Source organism: Streptococcus mobilis (assembly GCF_059727625.1).
Genome location: NZ_AP041823.1, coordinates 919599 through 942016, shown reverse-complemented (window position 1 = coordinate 942016; position 22418 = coordinate 919599). Strand labels below are relative to the sequence as shown.

22 protein-coding genes and 1 pseudogene are annotated in these 22418 nt (G+C 40.3%); all 23 read right to left on the bottom strand.

Annotated elements, in window-relative coordinates; translation table 11 throughout:
* Positions 1 to 216: 216 nt before the first annotated feature.
* A complete protein-coding gene (locus tag AC6IZR_RS04440) occupies positions 217 to 456 on the bottom strand; it encodes a hypothetical protein (protein WP_141754482.1) in 240 nt (79 codons plus the stop codon).
* A gap of 198 nt (positions 457 to 654) precedes the next feature.
* Entirely contained in the window at positions 655 to 1077 is a 423-nt protein-coding gene (locus tag AC6IZR_RS04435; RefSeq protein WP_070665279.1) for a hypothetical protein, read from the bottom strand.
* A gap of 11 nt (positions 1078 to 1088) precedes the next feature.
* Positions 1089 to 1511: a hypothetical protein gene (locus AC6IZR_RS04430; protein WP_070665278.1), complete on the bottom strand. Its 423-nt coding sequence runs from the start codon at positions 1509 to 1511 to the stop codon at positions 1089 to 1091.
* A 132-nt stretch (positions 1512 to 1643) separates the two neighbouring features.
* Positions 1644 to 2162 (bottom strand): riboflavin biosynthesis intermediates N-glycosidase, encoded by a 519-nt coding sequence (gene ybiA / locus AC6IZR_RS04425; RefSeq protein WP_497848871.1) that lies wholly within the window; start codon positions 2160 to 2162, stop codon positions 1644 to 1646.
* Positions 2163 to 2440: 278 nt separating this feature from the next.
* Complete coding sequence (locus tag AC6IZR_RS04420; RefSeq protein WP_049498465.1) at positions 2441 to 3037, bottom strand: response regulator transcription factor; 597 nt, start codon at positions 3035 to 3037, stop codon at positions 2441 to 2443.
* Positions 3018 to 4592, bottom strand: coding sequence for a sensor histidine kinase (locus AC6IZR_RS04415; RefSeq protein WP_049498464.1), 1575 nt, complete (start codon positions 4590 to 4592; stop codon positions 3018 to 3020). The genes AC6IZR_RS04420 and AC6IZR_RS04415 overlap by 20 nt, the downstream gene beginning before the upstream one ends.
* Positions 4593 to 4672: 80 nt before the next feature.
* Positions 4673 to 6688: an FtsX-like permease family protein gene (locus tag AC6IZR_RS04410; protein WP_070665276.1), complete on the bottom strand. Its 2016-nt coding sequence runs from the start codon at positions 6686 to 6688 to the stop codon at positions 4673 to 4675.
* Positions 6689 to 6700: 12 nt separating this feature from the next.
* A complete protein-coding gene (locus AC6IZR_RS04405) occupies positions 6701 to 7435 on the bottom strand; it encodes an ABC transporter ATP-binding protein (protein WP_049498462.1) in 735 nt (244 codons plus the stop codon).
* Between the two features lie 129 nt (positions 7436 to 7564).
* The gene (locus AC6IZR_RS04400) at positions 7565 to 7672 is read right to left on the bottom strand and encodes a QVPTGV class sortase B protein-sorting domain-containing protein (protein WP_004256158.1); all 108 of its coding nucleotides are present in this window, start codon (positions 7670 to 7672) and stop codon (positions 7565 to 7567) included.
* Between the two features lie 616 nt (positions 7673 to 8288).
* Positions 8289 to 8609, bottom strand: coding sequence for a DUF5966 family protein (locus AC6IZR_RS04395; RefSeq protein ID WP_083312652.1), 321 nt, complete (start codon positions 8607 to 8609; stop codon positions 8289 to 8291).
* Positions 8602 to 8691: pseudogene (locus AC6IZR_RS04390) on the bottom strand (DUF5962 family protein); the annotation flags it as partial. The pseudogene AC6IZR_RS04390 and the gene AC6IZR_RS04395, both read right to left, overlap by 8 nt.
* Positions 8692 to 8994: 303 nt before the next feature.
* The gene (locus AC6IZR_RS04385; protein WP_070665272.1) at positions 8995 to 9471 is read right to left on the bottom strand and encodes a hypothetical protein; all 477 of its coding nucleotides are present in this window, start codon (positions 9469 to 9471) and stop codon (positions 8995 to 8997) included.
* Between the two features lie 9 nt (positions 9472 to 9480).
* The gene (locus AC6IZR_RS04380) at positions 9481 to 9867 is read right to left on the bottom strand and encodes an Imm63 family immunity protein (RefSeq protein ID WP_070665270.1); all 387 of its coding nucleotides are present in this window, start codon (positions 9865 to 9867) and stop codon (positions 9481 to 9483) included.
* 22 nt (positions 9868 to 9889) lie between these two features.
* On the bottom strand, positions 9890 to 10219 hold the full coding sequence (locus AC6IZR_RS04375; RefSeq protein ID WP_070665268.1) for a hypothetical protein: 330 nt from the start codon (positions 10217 to 10219) through the stop codon (positions 9890 to 9892).
* A 134-nt stretch (positions 10220 to 10353) separates the two neighbouring features.
* A complete protein-coding gene (locus tag AC6IZR_RS04370; protein WP_070665266.1) occupies positions 10354 to 10938 on the bottom strand; it encodes a DUF1307 domain-containing protein in 585 nt (194 codons plus the stop codon).
* A gap of 128 nt (positions 10939 to 11066) precedes the next feature.
* Positions 11067 to 12065, bottom strand: coding sequence for a UDP-glucose 4-epimerase GalE (galE, locus tag AC6IZR_RS04365; protein ID WP_070665264.1), 999 nt, complete (start codon positions 12063 to 12065; stop codon positions 11067 to 11069).
* Positions 12066 to 12128: 63 nt separating this feature from the next.
* A complete protein-coding gene (gene galT, locus AC6IZR_RS04360; RefSeq protein WP_497848870.1) occupies positions 12129 to 13601 on the bottom strand; it encodes a UDP-glucose--hexose-1-phosphate uridylyltransferase in 1473 nt (490 codons plus the stop codon).
* A 12-nt stretch (positions 13602 to 13613) separates the two neighbouring features.
* Positions 13614 to 14792, bottom strand: a complete 1179-nt coding sequence (locus AC6IZR_RS04355; RefSeq protein ID WP_497848869.1) for a galactokinase — start codon at positions 14790 to 14792, stop codon at positions 13614 to 13616.
* 240 nt (positions 14793 to 15032) lie between these two features.
* Positions 15033 to 17444 (bottom strand): glycoside hydrolase family 3 N-terminal domain-containing protein, encoded by a 2412-nt coding sequence (locus AC6IZR_RS04350; protein WP_497848868.1) that lies wholly within the window; start codon positions 17442 to 17444, stop codon positions 15033 to 15035.
* Between the two features lie 126 nt (positions 17445 to 17570).
* Positions 17571 to 19013, bottom strand: coding sequence for a sucrose phosphorylase (gtfA, locus tag AC6IZR_RS04345; RefSeq protein ID WP_497848867.1), 1443 nt, complete (start codon positions 19011 to 19013; stop codon positions 17571 to 17573).
* Positions 19014 to 19422: 409 nt separating this feature from the next.
* On the bottom strand, positions 19423 to 20256 hold the full coding sequence (locus AC6IZR_RS04340; RefSeq protein ID WP_497848866.1) for a carbohydrate ABC transporter permease: 834 nt from the start codon (positions 20254 to 20256) through the stop codon (positions 19423 to 19425).
* Positions 20257 to 20269: 13 nt separating this feature from the next.
* On the bottom strand, positions 20270 to 21136 hold the full coding sequence (locus AC6IZR_RS04335; RefSeq protein WP_023022883.1) for a carbohydrate ABC transporter permease: 867 nt from the start codon (positions 21134 to 21136) through the stop codon (positions 20270 to 20272).
* A gap of 13 nt (positions 21137 to 21149) precedes the next feature.
* Positions 21150 to 22409 carry an extracellular solute-binding protein gene (locus AC6IZR_RS04330; protein ID WP_118228040.1) on the bottom strand — a complete coding sequence of 420 codons (1260 nt, stop codon included), beginning with the start codon at positions 22407 to 22409 and terminating at the stop codon, positions 21150 to 21152.
* Positions 22410 to 22418 lie beyond the last annotated feature (9 nt).

Below are 22418 nucleotides of genomic sequence, written 5' to 3'. Positions count from 1 at the left end.
ATAACCTTTTATTTCCTCAAACTTACTAACTTCTTCCCAGCCTAGTTTACTATATTTCATGAACATTATCCGCTCTTTGTATTAATATTTGGTGATCATCAATACTGATAGGGCACAAAAATTTTGTCTGTAATAATTCTTTAAATAATTGTATCTCTATACTTTTATCATAACATATTCTTAGGTTCATTATCTAATCAATTAATCTATTGTCCATCAATTTTCTTTTTTTAACTCTTTCTCTAATTGTTTTAAGACTACTAAAATTTCGCTTTTATAATCCATAGTTTCATCTATAAATCTTCTTGCTAAACTAAAAAAATTAATGTCACCGATATTTTCTCCTCTTCTTATACACTTAGTTAAGTTATATATATCCTGTATAATTCCCGGGTATAACTTTTGACTTGGATATTCTAAGTCAATTAAATCTTGTAATTTGTCTGTATATTTCATATATTTATTTTTCATAATTCAAAACATTAACTTGGTACAATTCCTATATTCACTATCCAGTCTAATGGCCATTGATTTGGTAATAATGGAATTCTGTCATTATTTTGGACACATTTTCGGAGCGATTCATTTAGTCCACTTAAAGTACAAACAGGAACTTGCTTACAACTAATAGTGTATAAACAAATTCCTTACAAGCTATTTCAATGGTGATACATAATCATCTGGAAGTTTACCTCTCCAGTCAATCCACATTTGCTCAGCAATCGGAATTAATCTTTTTAGCTCTTCCTGAGTAAATAATTCTCTAGTTTCAGGTATATCAATTAATGATGTGGGACTCTCTTCTATGAAACGTTTCTCACTAGCCCTCTTTTCTTCTTCCGTCGGTGGCCAAGAATCATGCTTAATCTTCCAAGATATTTCGAGTAGTGATCTCTCTCCACTATCTAATAGAGAGAATAATTCTTGGGGTAAATCATAGACTGCTAACCAAGAAGCCACAGTTCCCTCTTCTAAAACTAAATAATATTTGTCCTCATTTTTCCAGATTGACTTCCCGTATCCTTCTACTTCTTCAAACTGGATAACATCTTCCCATTCTAGTTTTGTTGGTTTCATTTATATCTTCCTTACTTAAGTGGTGATACATAATCATTTGGAAGTTCTTCTCCAGATTCAATCCACTGCTTCTCAGCAATCGGAATCAACTCTTCAAGTTCTTCCTTAGAAAAAAGTTTCCTATTTTTAGGGACATCTATCAAAGAAGCTGGATGTTTGCTTATAAATTTTCTTCTAGATTCTCTTCTCTCTTCTTCCGTCGGTGGCCAAGAGTCATTCTGAACTTTCCAGGAAACTTCTTGGAGCGTTCTATCTCCACTCTCTAATAGAGCAAATAATTCTTGTGGGAGTTCATAGATTACTAACCAAGAAGCTACGGTGCCTTCTTCTAAAACTAAATAATACTTGTCCTCATTTTTCCAGATTGACTTCCCGTATCCTTCTACTTCTTCAAACTGGATAACATCTTCCCATTCTAATTTACTATGTTCCATGTATGCTCTCCGCTCTTTGTACTAATATCTTTCATTACACATTCAGGAATATCTCCTGTTGATCATTGTAACTATCTAGTTGACTGTTATACCAAACCCAGACTGTTAAATGGAATAGCTAGAGGAGAGATCTTACAGGATAGAGTTTTTCAACTCTTCCCGTACTTGCATTAAGAGAAGGCCTAGCTTGTTCTTCCCAGAGCCATCTCCCCCATCAGCCCAGTAGTCGTCATTTCGTGTATGTTCGATGAGGATGACATCTCCTGTCGCGAGCAATTCTTTCGCGATTTCTGGATTTTGGCTAAATTTCATCCGAAGGGCTTGATGCATCACCTCATCTTTGACCTCTTCCCAATCTGATCTCAAGGGATTCTGACGATTGCGTCCCTCCAAAGCAGCATCCATTGGAGAGGCTATCTGACGAATTTTCTCTTGAATTTCGGGTACTAATACAGTATCTGATGACAAAATGCTGGCTTTATCTTCTGCTTGTTTATCCTCTACAAGTTTAGCTGCAGCCAATTCGATTTCTTTGCGACTTTGTTTAACAGTCGAGTGTTGACCAGCAGTATATCCCATCATGAGAATAAAGCTAGTTGCAGCTACTGTTCCAACACTAATTAAGGCTTTAGTTTTGACTTTATTTAACATCTTAGACCTTCTTTCTATAAAAACTAAGTCAAGAATACTAGATAAAGCTAGAAAAGAGTATCACAGAAGTAAAAATGCCACCCGAAGGTGGCCAATATAACTTACAAAATTAGTAATCCGTCTGATAAATTTTTTTATACAAACCATTTTTCAGATACCCTAGACATAATGATTTCCTCCTTAATTACTAATAGATTATCAAATTTACTGTTTATTAGAATGAGTAATATGTGCAATTTTTGTAAATAAATTAAAAAAGCTGCATCTTCTGCAACTTTTTAATCTGGTGGAAAATAGCCCAACTGCTCAGCGATGTGAATCGCCTCCTGCCTGTTAATCACTCCCAATTTTGAAAAGATATTGGCCAAGTGATTGGAAACTGTACGTTTACTCACATAGACCTTGTCACAGACATCATCAATGGTCAAGCCATTTCTAACCAGTTCTAGTATCTCGATTTCTCGTGGTGTTAACACCTCTACCATTACTTCATCTGAAAAGACCTTACCACCTAGATAAATCTTTTCCAGTTTTTTCACCAACTCATCTGGGTCCATACTTTTGTCCAGAAAGCCATAAGCCCCCATAACTTTAGCTCGGTGTTCATACATTTTTTTACTGTAACCTGTCAAAATCACAACCTTACTAGAATAACCATTGTCGATAATCTCTTGTGCCAAGGTCAGCCCATCATCTTGATACAGACTCGTCAGGTTGATATCAATCAAAATAATGTCGTAGTCATTAAAAGTAATCTCCGAAATAGTCGAAAAATCATCTACTAACTGGACCTTTTTAATGTTTTCCGATAACTCTAAAATCATCTTGATACTTTGGCTAAATAATTTATGATCATCAATTAATAAAATTTTCATAACACAACTCCTTATCAATCGGGAGAGTAATTTCTACACGAAATCTCTTATTATTTTCAAAAATCTGCATTTGACCACCTAAAACACTAATTTTATTAGACATATTTTTCAATCCATAACCTAAGGATTTTTCTGTTTGAAGGCAGTCATTTTCAGAAATGATAAAAATAGCGTCATCATGCACATCAATCTTCAAAGAAATCCTTCCACCACTAGCGTACTTAACGGCATTGGTCGCCAACTCCTCAACCAGACGATAGGCAATTTTATCGTAAGGAGATAAAAGCCTAAAGTGGGCAGGAAACTGTGTGACTACTTCATTTTCTGCGTGATAGCGTTTGACAATCCGATTAATCAGCCCTTGATACTGGATGTCTAACTGTTCGTCTGTTTCTACCATTGGCTGATAATAATCCATCCGCTCACGAATCCGCTGAACCAACTCCTCTGTTACCAGATTGATCTGTTCACCAAAAGCTTGATTGCTACTATATTTATTGAAATTTTTTATTGCCATAACATTTTGCAGGATTTCATTGTGAAGAAATTCGGAGAACTGTTGTTCTGTATCTTCATTTGCCAGCAGATTTTTCACCATACGGTTACGCTTTAAAAAGAGAACTTTTACATAATCCCCAGAATCTAGCATTTCAGCAGAACGAAAGAGGCGAATCAATTCTTCCGAACAAATCCCGAACAATAGTAACATGATATTCAAGACCAAAAAGCTCGTGTTTAAATCTAGACGAAAGATGATGAAAATGCCTACTAACAAAAACATAACCAGTAAAAACAAGCGTGAAAAAGCTTTTATATAGGACAATTTTAACTCTGATACCTTTTTTTGAAGAGAGCTGATAATTGTTTTGAAGTGTAAAAAAGCTAAAATGCCAACAATTTCCAGATACCAGACTAGGTTCATCACTCCTGAGCCCCTCGTATTGATATACAAAAAGAAATAAGAAAGAGGCAATATCAAAGCTAATATCCACAAATTTCGTCTCTGATACTTGAGTTTACTTTTCAACTCTTTATGATATAAAATCAGTAAAATCAAGGGAACAAGGTTTAAAAAGAAAGACGCAAACAAGGACAGAAATAGAAAAATTGAAGGACTTAACAGATATGAACTAATGGTGATTAGTGTCAACACAAAGGACACACTCAACAGTTCTTCTCCTATTTTCTCTCCCAGAAAGATAATATACAGAGAACTATACACCAATAAAAAAGAGTTGAGCGGATGAAGAATATCAAAAAAGTGCAACAGGGTGCTCGCAGCTCCTTGATTAAATATGGATTGCCAGCTAATGAGAAACATCATCAGGAGCAACCAAAGTTTCAACTCACTATACCGAAAGGTCACAATATTACAAATATAGCTAAATACAATTAAAGCAATAATCAGCAATAAAACCATCTGCAAGGAAAAATCTGTCGAAAAGTCCAGAGTGATCCTATGATAAATATAAATCATTAAAGCTAGATGATTCAAAATCGTCAACCACCACAATAAAAGTGAGTTTTTCGAGAGCGATTTGACAAACTGTTTCATATATATCCACTTCCTGAACTACTTTAATATCATTATAACACAATACCAGAATTGTCGGATAGGCAACTCTGGTATTTGACTTAATTTTCAATAATTTGCCAACTTACTCTGTAAGTCACTAGCAGGTAAAGGACAAATAGTAAGACCGCTACTCCCAGATAGGTGATATCTATAGAAATGCTGGTATTAGCGAAATTTTCAAAATAGCCTAGAAGTGCGGTACTTAAGGCAAGCGCTAGCGGACCTGCGATGACCAGCGGAACCAAGAAATAACTTAGAATCTGTTGCAAAAGAATAGAGCGATTTTGCTTCCTCTTATTCCCAAGAAGATATAAGATTTGATAATCATTGACACTATCCAAAGCACTTGTAGAAGTTTGAAGGGACAAGATACTGAGGGAAATAATGATAAAAATAACACTGACAAAAATCATGACAAAGACAATGACGCCCATAAATCCAAGATAAATCTCAAAAATTCTTCCTTTGGTTTGATAGGTGAACGGATTCAACTCTGCTCCATCACGAGTGAAGTAGTATTTTTCTATCCACTGACTTAAGAATGTTTCTACTTTCCGTTTGTCGATATTTTCTTTGAAATTTGCAACATAGGTCGTGTGGTCTTCCGTCAATCCAACTACTACCTTATCTGGTACAATTAAGGTTCCTGTGTCATTTGTACCCACTGACGATAAAAAGTAAACTGTTTCAAGCGGCTTTGAAGACGCAAGATTAAGAGAATAACCGTTAATCATGAGAGTTTTTGTCGTTAATAGAAAGTCCTGAATCTGCTTGGCAGTTCCTTTATAGTTAGCATTGACCAGAAATTGGTTATCTGCCAAGTCAACCGCTTTTTCCCCTTGCAGTTTGCGGAGATGATTGTAGGCAGAAATTCCTAAAATCGGTACTTTTGATTCAGGAAGTTCCTTATCATGCGCCCAGAGATTGCTAGTATCAATCAAATCTTTATAGATTAAATCACTAGAATAGATAGGATAGCTGTACTCCTCTTTGATGAGGTTAAAGTCAAATCCATCTGCTTTTAATCTGTCTTTGACAGATTCCTGAGAAAACTGGAACTCCTGACCACGATAGAGATTGACAGTTACATCATAAGGTGAGTATTTGTTCAGCTCTCGGTTCATAGTCGTATAGGCACTACCACTAAAAACTAGTAAGCTGAGAGCCAGGGTCAAGGTTAAGGATAAGACAGCCAACGTGACCGAATTACTATCAGCTTGTTTTGAAAATTGACGAATTTTAAAACTGTTTAGTTTGTGATAGTAGGTTTGAGGCAGTTTTCTAAGGGAAACCAAGATAAAATGGCTCAAGGTATTGTAAAATAAAATCACAAAAATCACGAAGACAGATACCAGCAAGATACCCCAACTTTTCAAGAGTGATAGATGGTGATAGTCTGAAAAATAGAGAGCACCAAAACCGATAACAGCTGTCGAAAGAATAAAGAGAAGTGCTTGAAGAACTGGCTTGCCTTTTGCCAAGACAGATTTCTTGACCCCATTTTCTTGAATGAGTGCAATGATATTTTGCTTTCTAAAGGTAAGAATGTCCATGACACCAACAATAAAACTGGTTACCAAATAGGAATAAACTAGTAAGATGACAGACTTGCTATCAAAAAAAAGCAGACTACCAAAGTAATTGGCCATAAAAAACTCAGATGCAACCTTAGATAGAATGACCAGTAAAATCAAGCCAAGCAAGAAACCTAGAATCAAGGAAAAGATATTGACCAGCATGGTTTCAAAGAACAGGGTACGGATAATCTGCTTCTTCTTCATTCCCAGCGTTGCATAAAGTCCCAGCTCTTTCTTACGCCGTCCCAGGACAAAGTTTGTGGAATAAACGACGAGAAAGGCAATCGCCGATAGAATCAGATAGGAAAGCAAGCCCATGTACTGACCCATCACCGTCGTCAACATTTCCTTTGCCCCTGATAAACTTTGCATCACTGGATGGCTTGGTAAAGCATTAAAAGCATAGAGCAAGCTATAAATCAAGGTTAGACTGAAAAAGTAGATGGTGTAAGTCTGTAAATTTCGAAATACATTTCGTAAAATTAATTTTGGATACATACTCTCATCCTCCTATCTGGTACGGCTGTAAATCTCTTGCAAATACTGTTCATTAGATAAGCTGTTACGTTCCAAATCATCCATAATCTTTCCATCGCTAAGTAGCACCATCCGTGAGGAATACTTTGCTGCGGCAGGGTCGTGGGTAACCAATAAAATGGTAATACCAAAACTTTTATTGATTTCCTGCAAAAGCGCCATCAGTTTTTCAGAATTGGCAGAGTCCAAGGCTCCTGTCGGCTCATCTGCGATAATCAGTTTAGAATCATCAATCAAGGCTCTAGCAGTTGCCACACGTTGTCGCTGACCACCTGATAACTGATTAGGAAACTTATTTTTTAAGTTTTGGATGGACAACTTATCCAAAATTTCCAAAATCTTATCCTGATGTTTTTTGATATTTTTCCCCTGAATTTGAAGAGGTAGAACAATATTTTCATAAACTGTCAAGGTTTCCACCAAGTTGTAAGCTTGGAAAATATAGGAAATGTTTTTAGCACGATAGTCAGCTAGTTCATTTTCCTTGGCATGGATGATGTCGAAATCTTCAAATCGAATCTCACCTGATGTTGGTTTATCAATCGTTGAAATACAGTTGAGAAGTGTTGTTTTTCCACTACCACTAGCCCCCATAATTGCCAGGAATTCACCTTTTTCAACGGACAAGTTCACATCTAATAAAGCATGAACGATATTATCCCCTTGACCAAATGTTTTCGTTAATCCTGTCACAATAAGCTGTTTCATCATTTCATTCCTCCGTTTCTTTATTACTCTCTCATTATACGGTTTCTTTCAAGGTTTTCCATGAGTATTTTGTGCAATATATTCAAGTTATAAAAAACCGATGCCTTTTTCAGGTATCGGTCGATTTGATTATTTGCGATCGTTTCTTTTTTTCATAAAGTAAACAATCCCTATGACAACAACTCCTAAGACCAGTACAGGTGCATAGAATTCTAGTGTCCCAATAATTCCTTCCATTTTATCCTCCTGTCAAAAAATAGAGAGTTTTATCCACAGCGCATGTTTGGCGAAAAAGAATATGTAAACTACCAACCACAGCGCCCCTGTGCTGTTAATCTAACAGCCGTCCCCCACCCAGCAGCAGATTTTCCATCCAATTCTTGGATATTAATTTCCATAATCCAAAGAATCAATCTCAAAGTTATCTTGTTTTATTTGTATTTCTCCCGTCAATATAACACTAAATCAAAGTGTTGTCAAAGTTTTGTAATAAAATACTAGAATTTTCCTTTTGTTTTATCTAACAACGAACATTATTTATCGTACACTCATAGGAACAGGTGAAACACAATCCACAGCGACCTGCTAGTGTCATTTTAAAAGCTGTGTACCACCAGCTCCTGATTTCCCGGAAAGTTCTTGGTTTTCAACCTCGAAACTTAGAGAATCAATCTCTGGACGACTTGTATTTTTAGCCATAAGGTTGCCTCCTTCCTTCTTTTAGATGATCATCTTTACAGTAACTAGTATAAACTCTAGTATTGGCTAAGTAATGAGTAAATCGTGCAAGTTTCTTATTTTCGAGAAAAATTTTTATAGTGCCCAATTAAAAAGTAGCTGAACAATCTCTTGCTCAGCTACTTTTTAATCTTCTTGTCCAACTAATGATTTTCAAAACACCACATAAAAGTAAGGATAGATTAAATACCGCATAAAATCCTGTAAAACTGATCAGACCATTCTGGGATAAATCTTCCATATAAAGGGTCGGTTCAGTAAAGAACAAATATATTCCATAGCCCTCCACGAAAATAAGAAAACTGACAAAACCAATAAGGAAAAGTCCACTGGCAATAAGAAAGAGTCTCCATAAAAGAATAAGAATTCCTCCTATTGCTAAAAAAATTACTGGGATAAGGAGTAAATCATTCATGACTTTCTCCTTTCTAGTCAATCAACTGACGGAAATAGGTGGCAAGAGAGTAATCAAATTCCTCTAGCTTTTGAACTAAGTCCAAATACTCCTCTTTCTCATGATTTGTAGGAATGAAGCAAGGGTCTCCAAGACTTTCATCATCCATCTGATAATAGACTTCAGTTATTTCTTTTCCAACTTCGTTTCCCAATAAATTACCATCAAAAGCGGATTCTTCCATATTCCCAGAAATGACATTCTCCAAAGCTTCGCGAACATCCGGATAAAAGTATGAACTTCCGTCATCATAAAGGTTGTTAAAATTTTATAATTTTCTCTGTTATATAGGACGGTGAGTGCTATTTTGTCGTCGACACTCTTGAATAATTTATATTGTCTTTTTAACACTTGTTCTAGCCTATTTCTAATCCTCAAGAATTGAAAAATTATATTTGTTTTTGTATCTCTGATTGAAGCGGACAATTACATTCATAGGGTCTTTTTTTGTTAATCCATTATCAAAAGTTATACTTTTCGTTAACTCTTCCCGAAATTTTTGTATCCTAGATGCTATTTCAGCTACTAATCTTGAAGTATCAATTTTAAAAGTGGCAATACCCTTATCTTCCATAAAGAGTATTGAATCGAAAAATAATATTGAAATATACAAATCCGTAGCTGAACTCTTTGTCAATTTAATTAAAGAGTTCTCTAATAATAATTGAATGTTTTTGATATCACTTTGATTATAAAAATATTCAAACAGTATCTGATTTATATCTGTAGGAAAAACGTCTGGAACAAAAGTTGGAGGTTCAATTCGATACTTTTGTCTTCCGCGAAGTATATCTTCAACGTTTCCTTCTTTAATAGCTTCTATAATTTTTATTTTTTCCTTCAATTTAGTTTATTATTCTTCCTTCTTCTCTCCATATTTAGGATCAATTATATTAAATAAGCGAATTTGTTCCTCTTGAAAAAGGCTATTATAACGTTCAAAATCTCCATTTGCATTAGTCCATGCATTCTTTGATGCTATTCTAGTAACATATGATTGTAAAAGATAATAAAGAATATCTTCCTTATTATCAAATTTTTTCTCAGAATTTATTTTGCCACGTTCGACACCAACAATATAGTAATAATCGCCCTCTAAATAAATAGTACGTCCTTCTGGTAAAAATAGAGATGGTTTTTCTTCTGTAAATAAATCCGACTGATTCAGATTTGACTCCCCTATTTTTAATAGTAACTTCGCTAATTCTTGCTTTAACTGCATTATTTTTACCTCGTTCAATGTCGTTTAGATAACTACGCCCTCACCAGCCACTTTCGTGATAAAATTTATCAACTAATTCCCAATCGTAATCAGAAATAGCTGAACGACCATCAGCTCTCCGTACATCAATCCCTAATTTTCTTAACGCAGCGAAAGACATATGACCTAAGCAAATTGAACCTAAAACTGAATCATTGACAGACAGTTTGACAGAAATTTCTTTTAATTTATCAATAACGTTAATATCATTGATTTTACGGTTAACAATTTCTTTAATGATATGATAGGAGACTATAGGATTTAAATCTATATTATTTATTAAGTCCTCATTTTGATATGTTTTATCTTCAATTTTTTTAAGAATATTCACCCTATGCTCCTGCTAACATAATGACGTGTTCATCCATTTCACTATTTTCCTTAAATCCTATTCTACCAAAATAAACCCATGAATTCATGCTAAAACAAAAAGAGAGCAGCAAACTGAACTGCTCTCCATTTGGTTTATTTTTCGACCATACCGCCTTTGATAAGACTGTCTTTCGTTACTGAATAACTGACTGTTTTGTCATCTAGGGGATTGAAGCCTGGTACGATTTCTTTTAATTTATTAAAATCGATTTTTGTGTAATCAATGGTATTGCGGATATAAAAGATTCCGTCTTTGTATTCTGATGTCAGTTCAAATCCATGGCCCATCAGATCTTTGAATTTTTCTTGGCTTTTTGCGACGGCTTCTTTCATGGTTTCAAGAGGGTTCTCACCAGGAACTTTTGAGACGTCGTAATCATCAACTTTTTCTTGTAATAACAAGGTATCTCCCTTGTAATACAAGGTGATGGTTGACTTACCTGCTTCATCACTCGTTTCGAGAACGGTTTTTTGAGCACCTGCTAGTGCATCTTCTTTTTTGCTTTCATCAGTTGATGACTCTTTTGTCTTCTCTTTAGCGGATGATTTGCTTGTTGCTTTACTTGTCGCCTTAGTAGACGATGGACTAGTAGATTTTGTACTCTCTTTTTGTGTGCAACCAGCTAAAAGAAGACCCGCTGTCAAGAAGACGGCTAACATTTTTGTGGTTTTATTCATTTTGAATACCTCACTTTTTTATGATGGTTAGGGAAATGACTGACGTCTGAAACGAGTCATTTGGCAAGATCAACTGTCGTTTTAGATGTTATTAAAAAAGTCTCAAAAATGATGTCCGCAGCCCCTCCTTATCGATCATTGTAGCCATCTGGGTGGCTGGAATGCCAAGCCCAGGCTGTTTGGATAATGGTTTCGATATTGTCAAATTTGGGTTGCCAACCAAGGATGGCACGCGCTTTTTCAGATGAGGCAATCAAGGTATCTGGATCTCCTGGTCTGCGATCGGCCAGCTCAAGTGGGATCGGATGTCCTGTCACCTTGCGGGCTGCTTCAACGATTTGAAGATTGGAAAATCCGGTCGACGAGCCCAGGTTAAAGGCAGTCGATTCATTCCCATTACGCAGATACTCAACCGCTAAAAGATGGGCATCTGCCAAGTCAAATGGATGGACGTAGTCCCGAACATTGGTGCCATCTGGTGTCTTGTAGTCATCTCCAAAAATAGAGATCTTCTCGCGTTTGCCTTGGGCCACTTGCAAGACGATCGGCAAGAGATGAGTCTCTGGTCCATGGTCTTCTCCGATGGATCCATCTGGCTTGGCACCCGCTACATTAAAGTAACGAAGGGGCACATACTTGATCCCGTAGGCTTGATCGGCCCAACGCATGATGGTTTCCATCATGAGCTTGCTTTCACCATAAGGGTTGATTGGTTTTTGCGGAGTGGTTTCAAGAATCGGAATTTCTTCTGGAATGCCGTAGGTGGCAGCAGTTGAAGAAAAGACGATGTAGTGCACCCCACATTCATGCATGACTTCCAAGAGTTTGACCATGCCTGCTGTATTGTTATCAAAATATTTCAATGGATCTGCCATAGACTCAGCGACCAGTGAGTAGGCCGCAAAGTGGATGACCGCATCGATATCTTCGTGTTCTTTAAACACAGTGCGCATAAAGTCTTGGTCCGCCAGGTCTCCTTGATAAAAGACGGCATCTGGATGCACCGCTGCACGGTGGCCTGTGACCAGACTATCGACCACGACGACTTTTTCCTGTCCTTCATTGACCAAGCGGTCCACCATGTGGGAACCGATATAGCCAGCTCCTCCGAGTACGAGTATTGCCATTTGTTTTCCTTTCGCTTCTTGTCTTCTCTCTTATTGTACCAAATTTCTGCCGCTTCTCCACACTTAAAGTGTCGCAACAAAGCGTCTAAAGGCAGCTTGTCCTTCTGCTGTTCGCTTGTAGACTCCGGCATCTTCGAGCACGCGCGCAAAGATCTGGCCGACTGATTCACGGACAAGGGCCTCTGCCTCTGCTTCTTCTGTGATGGATGGGTGATTGGCTTTCAAATCATCCGCCCAAGCCTGGTGGTAGGTTGCCACTGTGCTCTCACGTCCAAGCAAATAGTCCTGAACCTGCTTGAGCTCTTCCTTGAGGCGAGGTGGCAAAATGGCCAAGCCCATGACTTCGATCAGGCCGATATTTTCTTTTTTGATGTGTTGCACATCCGCATGTGGGTGATAGATCCCATCTGGATGCTCTGGTGAGGTTTGGTTGTCACGGAGCACCAAGTCCAGTTCATAATGCCCATCACGAATCCGTGCAATGGGGGTAATGGTATGGTGGGGCTGACCGTCGGATGCTGCTAAGACTTGAACGGCTGGATCCGAGTAGCCTCGCCAGGCTGTGAGGATATGGTCTGCCAGGGCAATCAATTGCGCCTTGTCGTCCGTTTGCAAACGAAGAACTGACATGGGCCAATTAACAATTCCTACCGATACAGCCTCAAAGCCCTGAATGGTAAAGCTTTCCTCAACAGGAGCTAGCTCCATAGGGAAGGTGTGGCGTCCGCCTTGGTAATGGTCATGAGTCAGGATGGATCCCCCTACAATGGGCAGGTCTGCATTAGACCCTGCAAAATAGCCTGGAAAAGTCTCGACAATGGTCAAGAGTCGCTCAAAGGTCTTGCGGCTAATGGCCATGGGAACATGCTGGCTATCGAGGAAAATGCAGTGTTCATTGAAGTAGGCATAAGGGGAATACTGAAAGCCCCAATCATGACCGTCCATATCAAAGCGAATAATCCTGTGATTAGCCCGAGCTGGATGGTCTAGGCGACCTTGATAGCCTTCATTTTCAAAGCACAATTGGCAGGCTGGATAATGACTGGCTTTGGCAAGTTTGGCCGCTGCAATGTCTTTAGGATCTTTTTCAGGTTTTGACAGATTGATGGTGATTTCAAGAGAACCGTAGGGAGTTTGTGTCTCAAAGGCAATGTTTTGTGCAATGGCTTTGACCTTGATGTAATCATTGCGCTTAGAGAGGACATAGAAATCAGCAATCGCGTCTTCCTTGGACTGACGGTAAGTCTCCCAGAAACGTTGGTTGACCTGACTAGGGCTAGGGGTGATCCAATCCATCAACTCCGCACCTAGGCTGTCTTTTGCTGCCATACTATCCTGGATCTTGCTATTCGCAACCGCAATCTCCACCAACTGATCTTTGAGTGCAATCAAGTCTTCTTTTTTGGCTGGGGCATCTAGCCCTTCTTCTCCAACGCGACTCATGACGCGATTTTTTAGATAAATCCGATCCATCTCTTCGTAGTCACTGGCCTTAATGACGGCTGTGACAAATGCATCTAATACCTGTTCTGTCATCCTATCTCCTTTTTAATCGAGTACCCGTGTTCCTGCCGCAACTTCTGCAATATAGAAGCTTGGCGCATAGCCAACGACTTCTTCATAACGGTTGCCGACAGCTTCTTTAAATGCTTCAACCTTATCTTTGTTTACGAGAGCGATGGCGCAACCACCAAAGCCTGCTCCGGTCATACGAGCGCCTAAGACACCTTCTTGTTCCCAGGCTGTATGCACCAAGGTATCTAATTCTAGACCTGTCACTTCGTAGTCATGCTCCAAGGATACGTGGGAAGCATTCATGAGACGGCCAAAGCCTTCCAAATCACCTGCTTCAAGGGCCTTGCGTGCTTGGAGGGTCCGTTGGTTTTCAAGTACAGCATGACGAGCCCGTTTGATGCGATTTTCATCCTTGATCAAGTAGCTGTAGGCATCAAAAGCCCAGAGATCCAATTCCCCTAAGGTTTGGATATCCAATTTTTCTTGGAGTTCAGAAACGGCAGTTTCGCATTCTGAACGACGTTCATTGTATTTTGAATCTGCTAATTCCCGGCGTTTGTTGGTATTCATGATGACCACGACATTGTCTTTGAGGTCCAGCGGTACCAGATCATACTCTAGGGTGTTGGTATCGAGATAAATAGCCCGTTGATCAGCTCCCATACCGATGGCAAATTGGTCCATGATCCCAGAGTTAACTCCGATGAAGTGATTTTCGGTTTGTTTCCCGATCTTGACCAGATCTAGACGATCTAAGTGAAGATCATATAGTTTCTCAGCGATGACGCCAATCAAAAGCTCAAGAGAAGCTGAAGAAGAAAGACCGGATCCATTTGGAATATTGCCGTAGACATAGACGTCCATTCCGCTATCAATGACATGACCCGCTTCTTGCAAGAAGTGGAGCACACCTTTTGGATAGTTGGTCCAGTTGTGCTCTTTTTCAAAGTGGAGATTATCCAGTGGGACTTCAATGATCCCCTTGTCTTCAAAGTTTCCTGAGAAGAAACGCAAGACCTTATCCTCACGCTTTCTTGCAGCTCCGTAAGTGCCGAGTGTGATAGCTGCTGGGAAGACATGGCCTCCATTATAGTCCGTGTGTTCACCGATCAGATTAATCCGACCTGGTGAAAAGAAAGTGTGGTCAGCCTTTTCCCCAAAGACAGCCTGGAATTTTGCTTGTAAATCTTGAGATGTGATTGTTGTCGTCATGAGAAACTCCTTTAGTTTTGTAAACGTTTTTATACTTGTATTATATCTGATCAGAAGTAAAACTTCAAGTGTTTTTAGTAAAATTTTATTAATTTTTTATTTTGTGTCCGAAAAGGCTATAACAAAGGGTTTTCCTCCGATTATAACTTCTATTCCACTCTTGCTATTTCGAGTTAATTTTAGTAAATTTTTACCAAAAAATCTCAATTGGGAGATTACCCAATTGAGATTCTGAATCCTTTAGTGTTTCTTTCTTGGATAGACAAAAGATCCAAGGAAGGTTAAGAGGCTGATGCCCATGAGGGAGAGGAGGTTCCCTGTTTGACCGGTTTTTGGCAATACCGATGATGCAGGACTTGCTGAAACACTTGCAGGAGCCTGATCAGTGGCTTGTTTTACAGCGATCGGAGTAACTTGTGGAGCATCAAGTGTGCTAGCTTTTTCTTGCTTGCTAACAAGGACCTGTGTTCCTGTGTTACCAACCTCTACTGGTTGTGTCTGATGGGTTGGATCTTGGACTGGTGAAGTTGGATCTTGGGTTTCTGGTGTTGGCAATGGTGCAGGTGCTGGATAGAAGAGACCATGACCAATACGGTAGGCGTACTCTGTTTTCGACATTTTTCCGTCTACAATTTTTGGAATATCAACCGGTAAGGTACCTAGATGTTCCTTGCCATTGAAGATAACTTCCACTCCTGCAGGAATATTAGGACCAAATGCATTGTCTGGTTTGAGGGATTCCGTTGGATCCATTCCCTTATTTCCATAGACTGCCAAAATGGCTTTGGCTGCTGGATAGTTGGCTACATCATAAGGTTTAGAGATAGAAAGGACAGCTGCCTTCTTATGGTTGGTATTGGCATAATGGACGATTTCTGTTGGGATCTTGGTCCGCCAGAAATCTTTATCCAGTTGCCCTTCATAACCGATCTCTGAAATCACTACGATGTGAGTGGCTTTCTCTAGGTCTTCTTTTAGACTATCAAGGGTAGATTCTTTAGTGAAGTTCTTGGCCACAAAGGAGGTATCTTTTGGAAGCACTCCATCCGCGATTAAGCGACGCATGCCCAAATTTAGTCCAGGGACTTCATTTTCAAAAGCTCCTAGGAGGAGGACATGATCTCCTTTTTGCACCTTAAATGGCAAGGTTTGGTCTTCATTTTTTACAACCGTCACCGCTGCTGCCGCAATCTTGCGTTCCAAATCACGATTAAGGGTAGAGCCGACTGCTTCTTCTGCTTTTTCAGGCGTCCGAGCACTCGGATCAAAATTCAGGACCCCACGTTTTTCTTTGAGGGTGAGAATCCGACGAACTGACTCATTTAAACGTTCTTCTGAGATGTCACCCGTTTGTACCGCACGCACCACTTCATCGACAATGGTATCAATCTTGCTTAAATCGGTTTTACTTCGAAGGGTCGTTGGCATCAAGACCAAATCAACGCCTGCCTTGATAGCCATTTTTACAGCTTCGACTTCACCAAAGTTCTTAGCGATAGCATCCATTCCCATGGCATCAGAAACAATCACGCCCTTATAGCCGTATTTCTTCCGTACCAAGCCCGTTAAAATATCATCAGAGAGTGTTGCTGGGACATAGATTTTCTCACCAGTTTCTTTTGACACAACCTGATCTTTTTCAATTTGTGGGTATTGGATATGGGCCGTCATCAAGAGGTCTACGCCAGCATCCATGGCTTTTTTGAATGGAAGGAGTTCCAATTTTTCAAGCTCAGCAAGAGATTTATCCACCAAGGGGAGACCCGTATGGGAATCGACTGCTGTATCCCCATGACCTGGGAAATGCTTGGCTGCTACAGCCACATTGTAGTCCTGAATGCCTTTCATCATCGGAATACCCAAGTAGGCAACCCGGTTTGGATCAGATGAGAAGGAACGAAGACCAATCACAGGGTTTTGTGGATTGTTATTGGTATCTAGCACCGGAGCGAAATCCACATTCAAGCCTAGTGCAGAAAGTTCACGTCCGATGATTTGACCGGCTTCTTTTGCTAGTTTGGGATCATTGGTTGCCCCGATGGCCATATTACCGGGAAGGGCTGTACCTGTACCTAAGCGGTAGACGATCCCCCCTTCTTGGTCAATGGCTAACAATAGCGGAATCTTCCCGTTGTTGGCCTTGTTTTCGATCGCTGCTTTTTGCATATCTTGCGTCAGAGCCAGGGTCTGCTTGGTCTCTTTTACGTTTTCAGCAAAAAGAATGACGCCCCCAAAATCATATTTATCAATCGCATCTGCTACTTCAGCATTGACCTTGGTGAGATCCTGTGGCGATTCCTGATTAGCCTCCTGCCACTTACGGAAGTCCGGCATGATCATTTGAGTCACTTTTTGTTTGAGTGGCATGTTTTCAATCAGTTTTTCCACTTCAGGAGATGCCGTCTCTGTCGATGTTACCGTTGGGGAGGCAGCAGGGACAGCTACACGGTCTGTTGTCGTCGGTGTTTCGGCCACTTCCCCCTGATTTTCTGTAGTGGTTTCTGGAGTTGGAGAAGCCACCACCTCTTCTACTGTTGCTGCCGGTTCATTGGCTTGATCCGACGCTTGAGCTGTGTCTGCTTTTGCTGTTTGAACGGATAATAGAGCAAAAGCCGTTAATAGGGCCGCAGATGGATAAATGATTTTTTTCATAAAGCGACCTCCTTTCTTTCAATAGATATTGTACCATCGTTTTATAGTTTTGTAAACGGTTGCAAGGCGCTTGTTTTAAAAAAGGATAAGCATTTTTTACTTATCCTTTAGTTCGTTCATATTTTTTTAAAACACCATTTCTTGACCATTTTCTGTCACTTGGTAAGTGCCCTCAGCAAGATCAATTCGGGCTACTGCTGTGACAGTCTGGTCTTTATTTTGGCGCGTGATGACAATGGTATGATCATCTGGTGTTTCCACCTCAATGCTTCCTTCTAGGTCAAAAGCTTGCGAGTTGTTCCGGAAACTAAAGAGTTTGAGAAGGGATTGCACGACTGGTCGCTCCACTTCTTGCGCAATTTCTTCATTGCTGTAGTAATGACGGTTGATATTGCGGCCTTCTTTGGTGTTTTCTAAGAGTTCCAAATCATTCTTCCCAGCTAGGAATCCAACATAATAAACTTGTGGAATACCTGGTGCAAAGGCTTGAATTAAACGGGCTAGGAAGTACTTGCGATCATCATCTCCAAGTGCTGAATAATAGGTCGAATTGATTTGGTAGATGTCCAAGTTGTTGTATTCTGCTGTGGAATATTTGCGTTTAACATTTGCCCCTACCTTATAGAGCTCATTTGAAGCATAGTCAATCTCTTCATCTGTCAAGATATCCTTGACATCGACCACCCCAATTCCATCATGGGTGTCCAGCGTCGTGAATTGCTTCATTGGACTCATCTTCAACCACTTGGCAAGGCGCTCCACTTTTGAACTATAGAGGGTATAGAGGGTTACCATTGGAAGGGCGAAGTCATAGACATAATAGTCGTGATCGGCAATCTTAAATTGGATGGAATAGTGCTCATGAATCTCTGGAAGAAGCTCAGCACCGTAGCCTGCCGCCATATCGCGCACCTTATCCAACAAATCCCAAATGTCTGGCTCCACGAAGAAATCATTGGTGTCCAATTTCTTGACTGCATAGGCAAAGGCGTCCAAACGAATGAGGTCACAGCCATTGCTCGCCAGGTGTTCGATGGTCTTGCGAATAAAGTCCATGGTCACGTCCTTGGTCACGTCTAGGTCAATCTGCTCTTCCCCGAAGGTATTCCAGAGATGCTCGGTCGTCCCATCCGCAAAAGTGATGGCTTGTTTAGGAGCTCGGTCTTTGCGCTTATATATTAAGTCAACGTCTGCTTGAGTCGGACGATTCTCCGGCCAGAACTTGTCCCAGTTCAGGAAGAGATCTTTGTAGGCACTTTGGTCGTGCTTTTCTTGGTAGTCCTTGTAGTATTTAGATTGACGAGAAATGTGATTGATCATAAAGTCAAACATAAGATAATACTTGTCGCCCAAGCGTTTGACATCTTCCCAATCCCCAAAGGCTGGATCCACTTGGTCATAGTCCACAGGCGCAAAGCCACGGTCACCAGTTGATGGGAAAAATGGCAAGAGGTGAACTCCACCTACTGCATCTCCAAAATATTTCTCCAGATTTTCATAGAGATCCTTAAGGTTATTTCCTAAGCTATCTGAGTAAGTAATTAACATGGTTTTGTTTTGAATTGGCATAATGGTTCCCTTTCTTTTTTGAAAGCCAAGTCTTTGAGGACCTGGCTTTCATGAGTTTTTCTATTTTAGAATTACTTCCTAGGATACGATTGAAATCAGTAAGCTGAATCGTCCCTTTGTATCTGGAATTGAACACGCCCTAAGCTCTGTGTGAAAAAGATGAATCTTCAAAGAAGCCAAGGCTTCTTATTCAGATTCCCTGGTTTTCCACAGCCGTTGCTACTTCAGTAGTCTACAGATGTGGATGCCCTAGGGTACTACAGAAATTTTCAGCAAGCTGAATCGTCCCTTTGTATACGGAATTGAACACGCCCTAAGCTCTGTGTGAAAAAGATGAATCTTCAAAGAAGCCAAGGCTTCTTATTCAGATTCCCTATTTTCACTGTGAGCTTTTGACGGGCTTTGTATCTTATTTCACTGCGCCGTTGCTCATTCCTGCAATGATATGGCGTTGGAAGAAGAGATAGACAATGGTGATACTGATGATACCGACCACGTAAGAGGCAAAGCTTGGTCCGTAGTCGTTGAAATATTGGCCTGCGTAGTTGTATTGGAACAAAGGCAAGGTCCACATTTTGGAATCGCGGTTCAAGACAAGGAGTGGCAACATGAAGTCATTCCAGAACCAAAGGGCATTGATAATCATGGTTGTCGCATGCATGGGTTTCATCATTGGGAAGATGATGCGGAAATAAGTTGTAAACTTATTAGCCCCATCGATCTCTGCTGCTTCATCCAGACTTTCTGGGATAGAGATTTTGATATACCCTACATAGAGGAAGAGCGTCTGTGGAATCGCATAGGTCAAGTAGAGCAAGATCAAACCAAAGGTGTTAGCCAAACCGAGTTTACTCATCATAACCGTAATCGGAATCATGATGACTTGGAAAGGTACGAAAATCCCAAGGATCAAGAGGGTGTACATGATGGTAAAGGCTTTTCTCTTACTCATATTACGAGCGATGGAGTAGGCTGCCATAGGGATAAAGATCATTACTGCAAGTAAAGACAAGACAGTGATGACGACTGAGTTCCAATAATAGCCTCCGATTCCATCAGCCAAGAGACGGCTAAAGTTGTCCCATGTGAAATTGGTCGGGAATCCAAAGAAATTGTCTACGATATCCTTGGTTGGTTTGAAGGAACTAAAGAGGGTGGCAAGGAGTGGCACTAAAATCAGAACCGATCCTAGAATCAATAGAATGTATTTGACAATCAAGGCTTTTCTTTCATCTTGTTTCATCGTGCTTCTCCTCTTAAATTTCAAATTTCTTAGATACTCTCAATTGGATGATTGAAATCACTACAATCAAGAAGAACAAGATTACGGCAATGGCATTGGCATAACCGAATTGGTTATTTTTAAAGGCATAGTTATAAACCAAGAGTCCAAGTGAGGTTGTGGCATTGTTTGGACCACCACCAGTCATGGCAAAGACTTGGTCAAAGGCGGTAAGCCCACCTTTTAGGGCTAGGATAAAGACCATAGAGACACTTGGTAGTAAGTAAGGTAATTCAACATTCCAGAAGACTTGCTTGCTAGTCGCTCCATCAATTCTTGCTGCTTCTGTAATCTCAGTTGGAATGGATTGCAGACCAGCTAGGAAGATAATGATGGGCATGGCTACCCCTTGCCAAAGAAGGACAAAGACAGCCGCAAAGATCGCTCCCCACTTGGTCCCTAACAGACTGGTTTGGAGAAACTCGATATGAAGGGCATTCCCAATCGCTGGTAGACCGTAGTTGAAGACTTGTTTGAAGATCAAAGCCACTGTCAAACCAGACAAAACAGCTGGGAAGAAGAACCACGCACGGAAGAAGGTTTGGCCTTTGATTTTAGAGTTCAAGACACGCGCGATAAAGATCCCAAGGGCAATCTCACCAACCACCATGGCAATCGTGATGATGGCAGTAAAGCCAATCGCATTCATGAATTTTGGATCCATAAAGAGGAGCTTAAAGTTGTTCAAGCCGACAAACTTGTAGTTATAGGTCAAACCTGTCCAGTTGGTAAAACTGTAAAAGGCTCCTTGGAACATTGGCACATAGAAGAAAATTGCTTGTAATAAGAGGGGAATGACCACAAAAGCCCAAGCCCAATATTTTTGTAATACTTTTTTCATCGTCTCTCTACTCCTAATCCACATCCGCTTTCATCGGGTTAAAGAAGGCATTCAAATCATTGACCATTCCTTGTTTATCACCTGTCAAGACATAGTTCATCGTCAAGGTATGGAAGTCTGCTTCACTGGTCCAGTATTGTTGCAACCACACCAAGTGACGATCCGTAAAGGCATATTTGGTCATCCCAGCAAGCGGTGAATCCTCTCCTGCTTGTTTGACCCCTTCGATCGCTGTTGGAGATCCGTCCACATCATAGTACTTTTGCATGACTTCTGGACGGGTCATGTATTCCACAAAGGCATTGGCTTCTTTTGGATGTTTGGTAGTAGCTGAGATAGACCATGCTAAGTCTCCCGCACCAACGGTTAAGCTTTGTCCTTTTTCTTTCCCTGGAATCATGAAGGTCCCAATCTTAAATTTTGGTTTTTGTTCATTGATCGCGGTGATAGCCCAAGATCCATTTGGTGTCATGAGGACATCCCCACGCGCAAAGGCTCCGATAACGTCTGTATAACCTGCCCCTTCCCAGTTCTTTTGCTTCGAACCTTTAATGCGAAGAATATCCATGACCTTGATGTCATCTTTCATAATCGGATCAGACAATTTAATGGAATTTGGCTTAGAATAACGAAGGTATTGGTTGGCTTCTTTTCCTCCACCTGCTGCTGTCGCAAAGGCCAATTGATTGTAACCATTGAGGGTCCAAGCTTCTGCTCCTGCAATCCCAAATGGGGTTTGTCCTTTGGCAACGATGTCTTTTACCAACTGTTCAAATTCGTCCCAAGTTTCAGGAACCTTCAAGCCCAATTCTTCGAATTTATCTTTGTTGTAGTAGATTCCGTAAGCATTGGCTGTGAAAGGAACGTTGTAGACTTTTCCATTTACGGCATATTTTTCAGCGTAGCCGTTTTTCACGCGTTTGAGATAGTCTTTATTGCTTAAATCTTCGAAGACACCCGCTTTTGCCCATTCTTGCAATTCGATGGACTGTGGGTAAATATTGACCACATCTGGCACATCTCCTGCGAGGACACGTGTTTTCAATACTTCACCACCATTTGGTACATTGACAACTTTGACCTTGACCTTTGGATTTTCCTTTTCAAAATCACGCGCGATTTCTTCCAAGGTTTTGGTCATTTCTTTTTTCTGGTTGAAATACTCGATGGTCACTGTGCCATCCGCAGATTTTCCATCGTTGGAGCAAGCACCGAGCCCAAACAAGGCTAGGCCTGTAGTCGCAAGAAGTCCGATTTTTTTATACCATTTCATTTGGCTGTC

Bases quoted from the DNA above. Each gene is read 5' to 3' on its own strand.
- AC6IZR_RS04440 (WP_141754482.1), bottom strand. From the start codon at position 456: ATGAAATATACAGACAAATTACAAGATTTAATTGACTTAGAATATCCA.
- AC6IZR_RS04435 (WP_070665279.1), bottom strand. From the start codon at position 1,077: ATGAAACCAACAAAACTAGAATGGGAAGATGTTATCCAGTTTGAAGAA.
- AC6IZR_RS04430 (WP_070665278.1), bottom strand. From the start codon at position 1,511: ATGGAACATAGTAAATTAGAATGGGAAGATGTTATCCAGTTTGAAGAA.
- ybiA (WP_497848871.1), bottom strand. From the start codon at position 2,162: ATGTTAAATAAAGTCAAAACTAAAGCCTTAATTAGTGTTGGAACAGTA.
- AC6IZR_RS04420 (WP_049498465.1), bottom strand. From the start codon at position 3,037: ATGAAAATTTTATTAATTGATGATCATAAATTATTTAGCCAAAGTATC.
- AC6IZR_RS04415 (WP_049498464.1), bottom strand. From the start codon at position 4,592: ATGAAACAGTTTGTCAAATCGCTCTCGAAAAACTCACTTTTATTGTGG.
- AC6IZR_RS04410 (WP_070665276.1), bottom strand. From the start codon at position 6,688: ATGTATCCAAAATTAATTTTACGAAATGTATTTCGAAATTTACAGACT.
- AC6IZR_RS04405 (WP_049498462.1), bottom strand. From the start codon at position 7,435: ATGAAACAGCTTATTGTGACAGGATTAACGAAAACATTTGGTCAAGGG.
- AC6IZR_RS04400 (WP_004256158.1), bottom strand. From the start codon at position 7,672: ATGGAAGGAATTATTGGGACACTAGAATTCTATGCACCTGTACTGGTC.
- AC6IZR_RS04370 (WP_070665266.1), bottom strand. From the start codon at position 10,938: ATGAATAAAACCACAAAAATGTTAGCCGTCTTCTTGACAGCGGGTCTT.
- galE (WP_070665264.1), bottom strand. From the start codon at position 12,065: ATGGCAATACTCGTACTCGGAGGAGCTGGCTATATCGGTTCCCACATG.
- galT (WP_497848870.1), bottom strand. From the start codon at position 13,601: ATGACAGAACAGGTATTAGATGCATTTGTCACAGCCGTCATTAAGGCC.
- AC6IZR_RS04355 (WP_497848869.1), bottom strand. From the start codon at position 14,792: ATGACGACAACAATCACATCTCAAGATTTACAAGCAAAATTCCAGGCT.
- AC6IZR_RS04350 (WP_497848868.1), bottom strand. From the start codon at position 17,444: ATGAAAAAAATCATTTATCCATCTGCGGCCCTATTAACGGCTTTTGCT.
- gtfA (WP_497848867.1), bottom strand. From the start codon at position 19,013: ATGCCAATTCAAAACAAAACCATGTTAATTACTTACTCAGATAGCTTA.
- AC6IZR_RS04340 (WP_497848866.1), bottom strand. From the start codon at position 20,256: ATGAAACAAGATGAAAGAAAAGCCTTGATTGTCAAATACATTCTATTG.
- AC6IZR_RS04335 (WP_023022883.1), bottom strand. From the start codon at position 21,136: ATGAAAAAAGTATTACAAAAATATTGGGCTTGGGCTTTTGTGGTCATT.
- AC6IZR_RS04330 (WP_118228040.1), bottom strand. From the start codon at position 22,409: ATGAAATGGTATAAAAAAATCGGACTTCTTGCGACTACAGGCCTAGCC.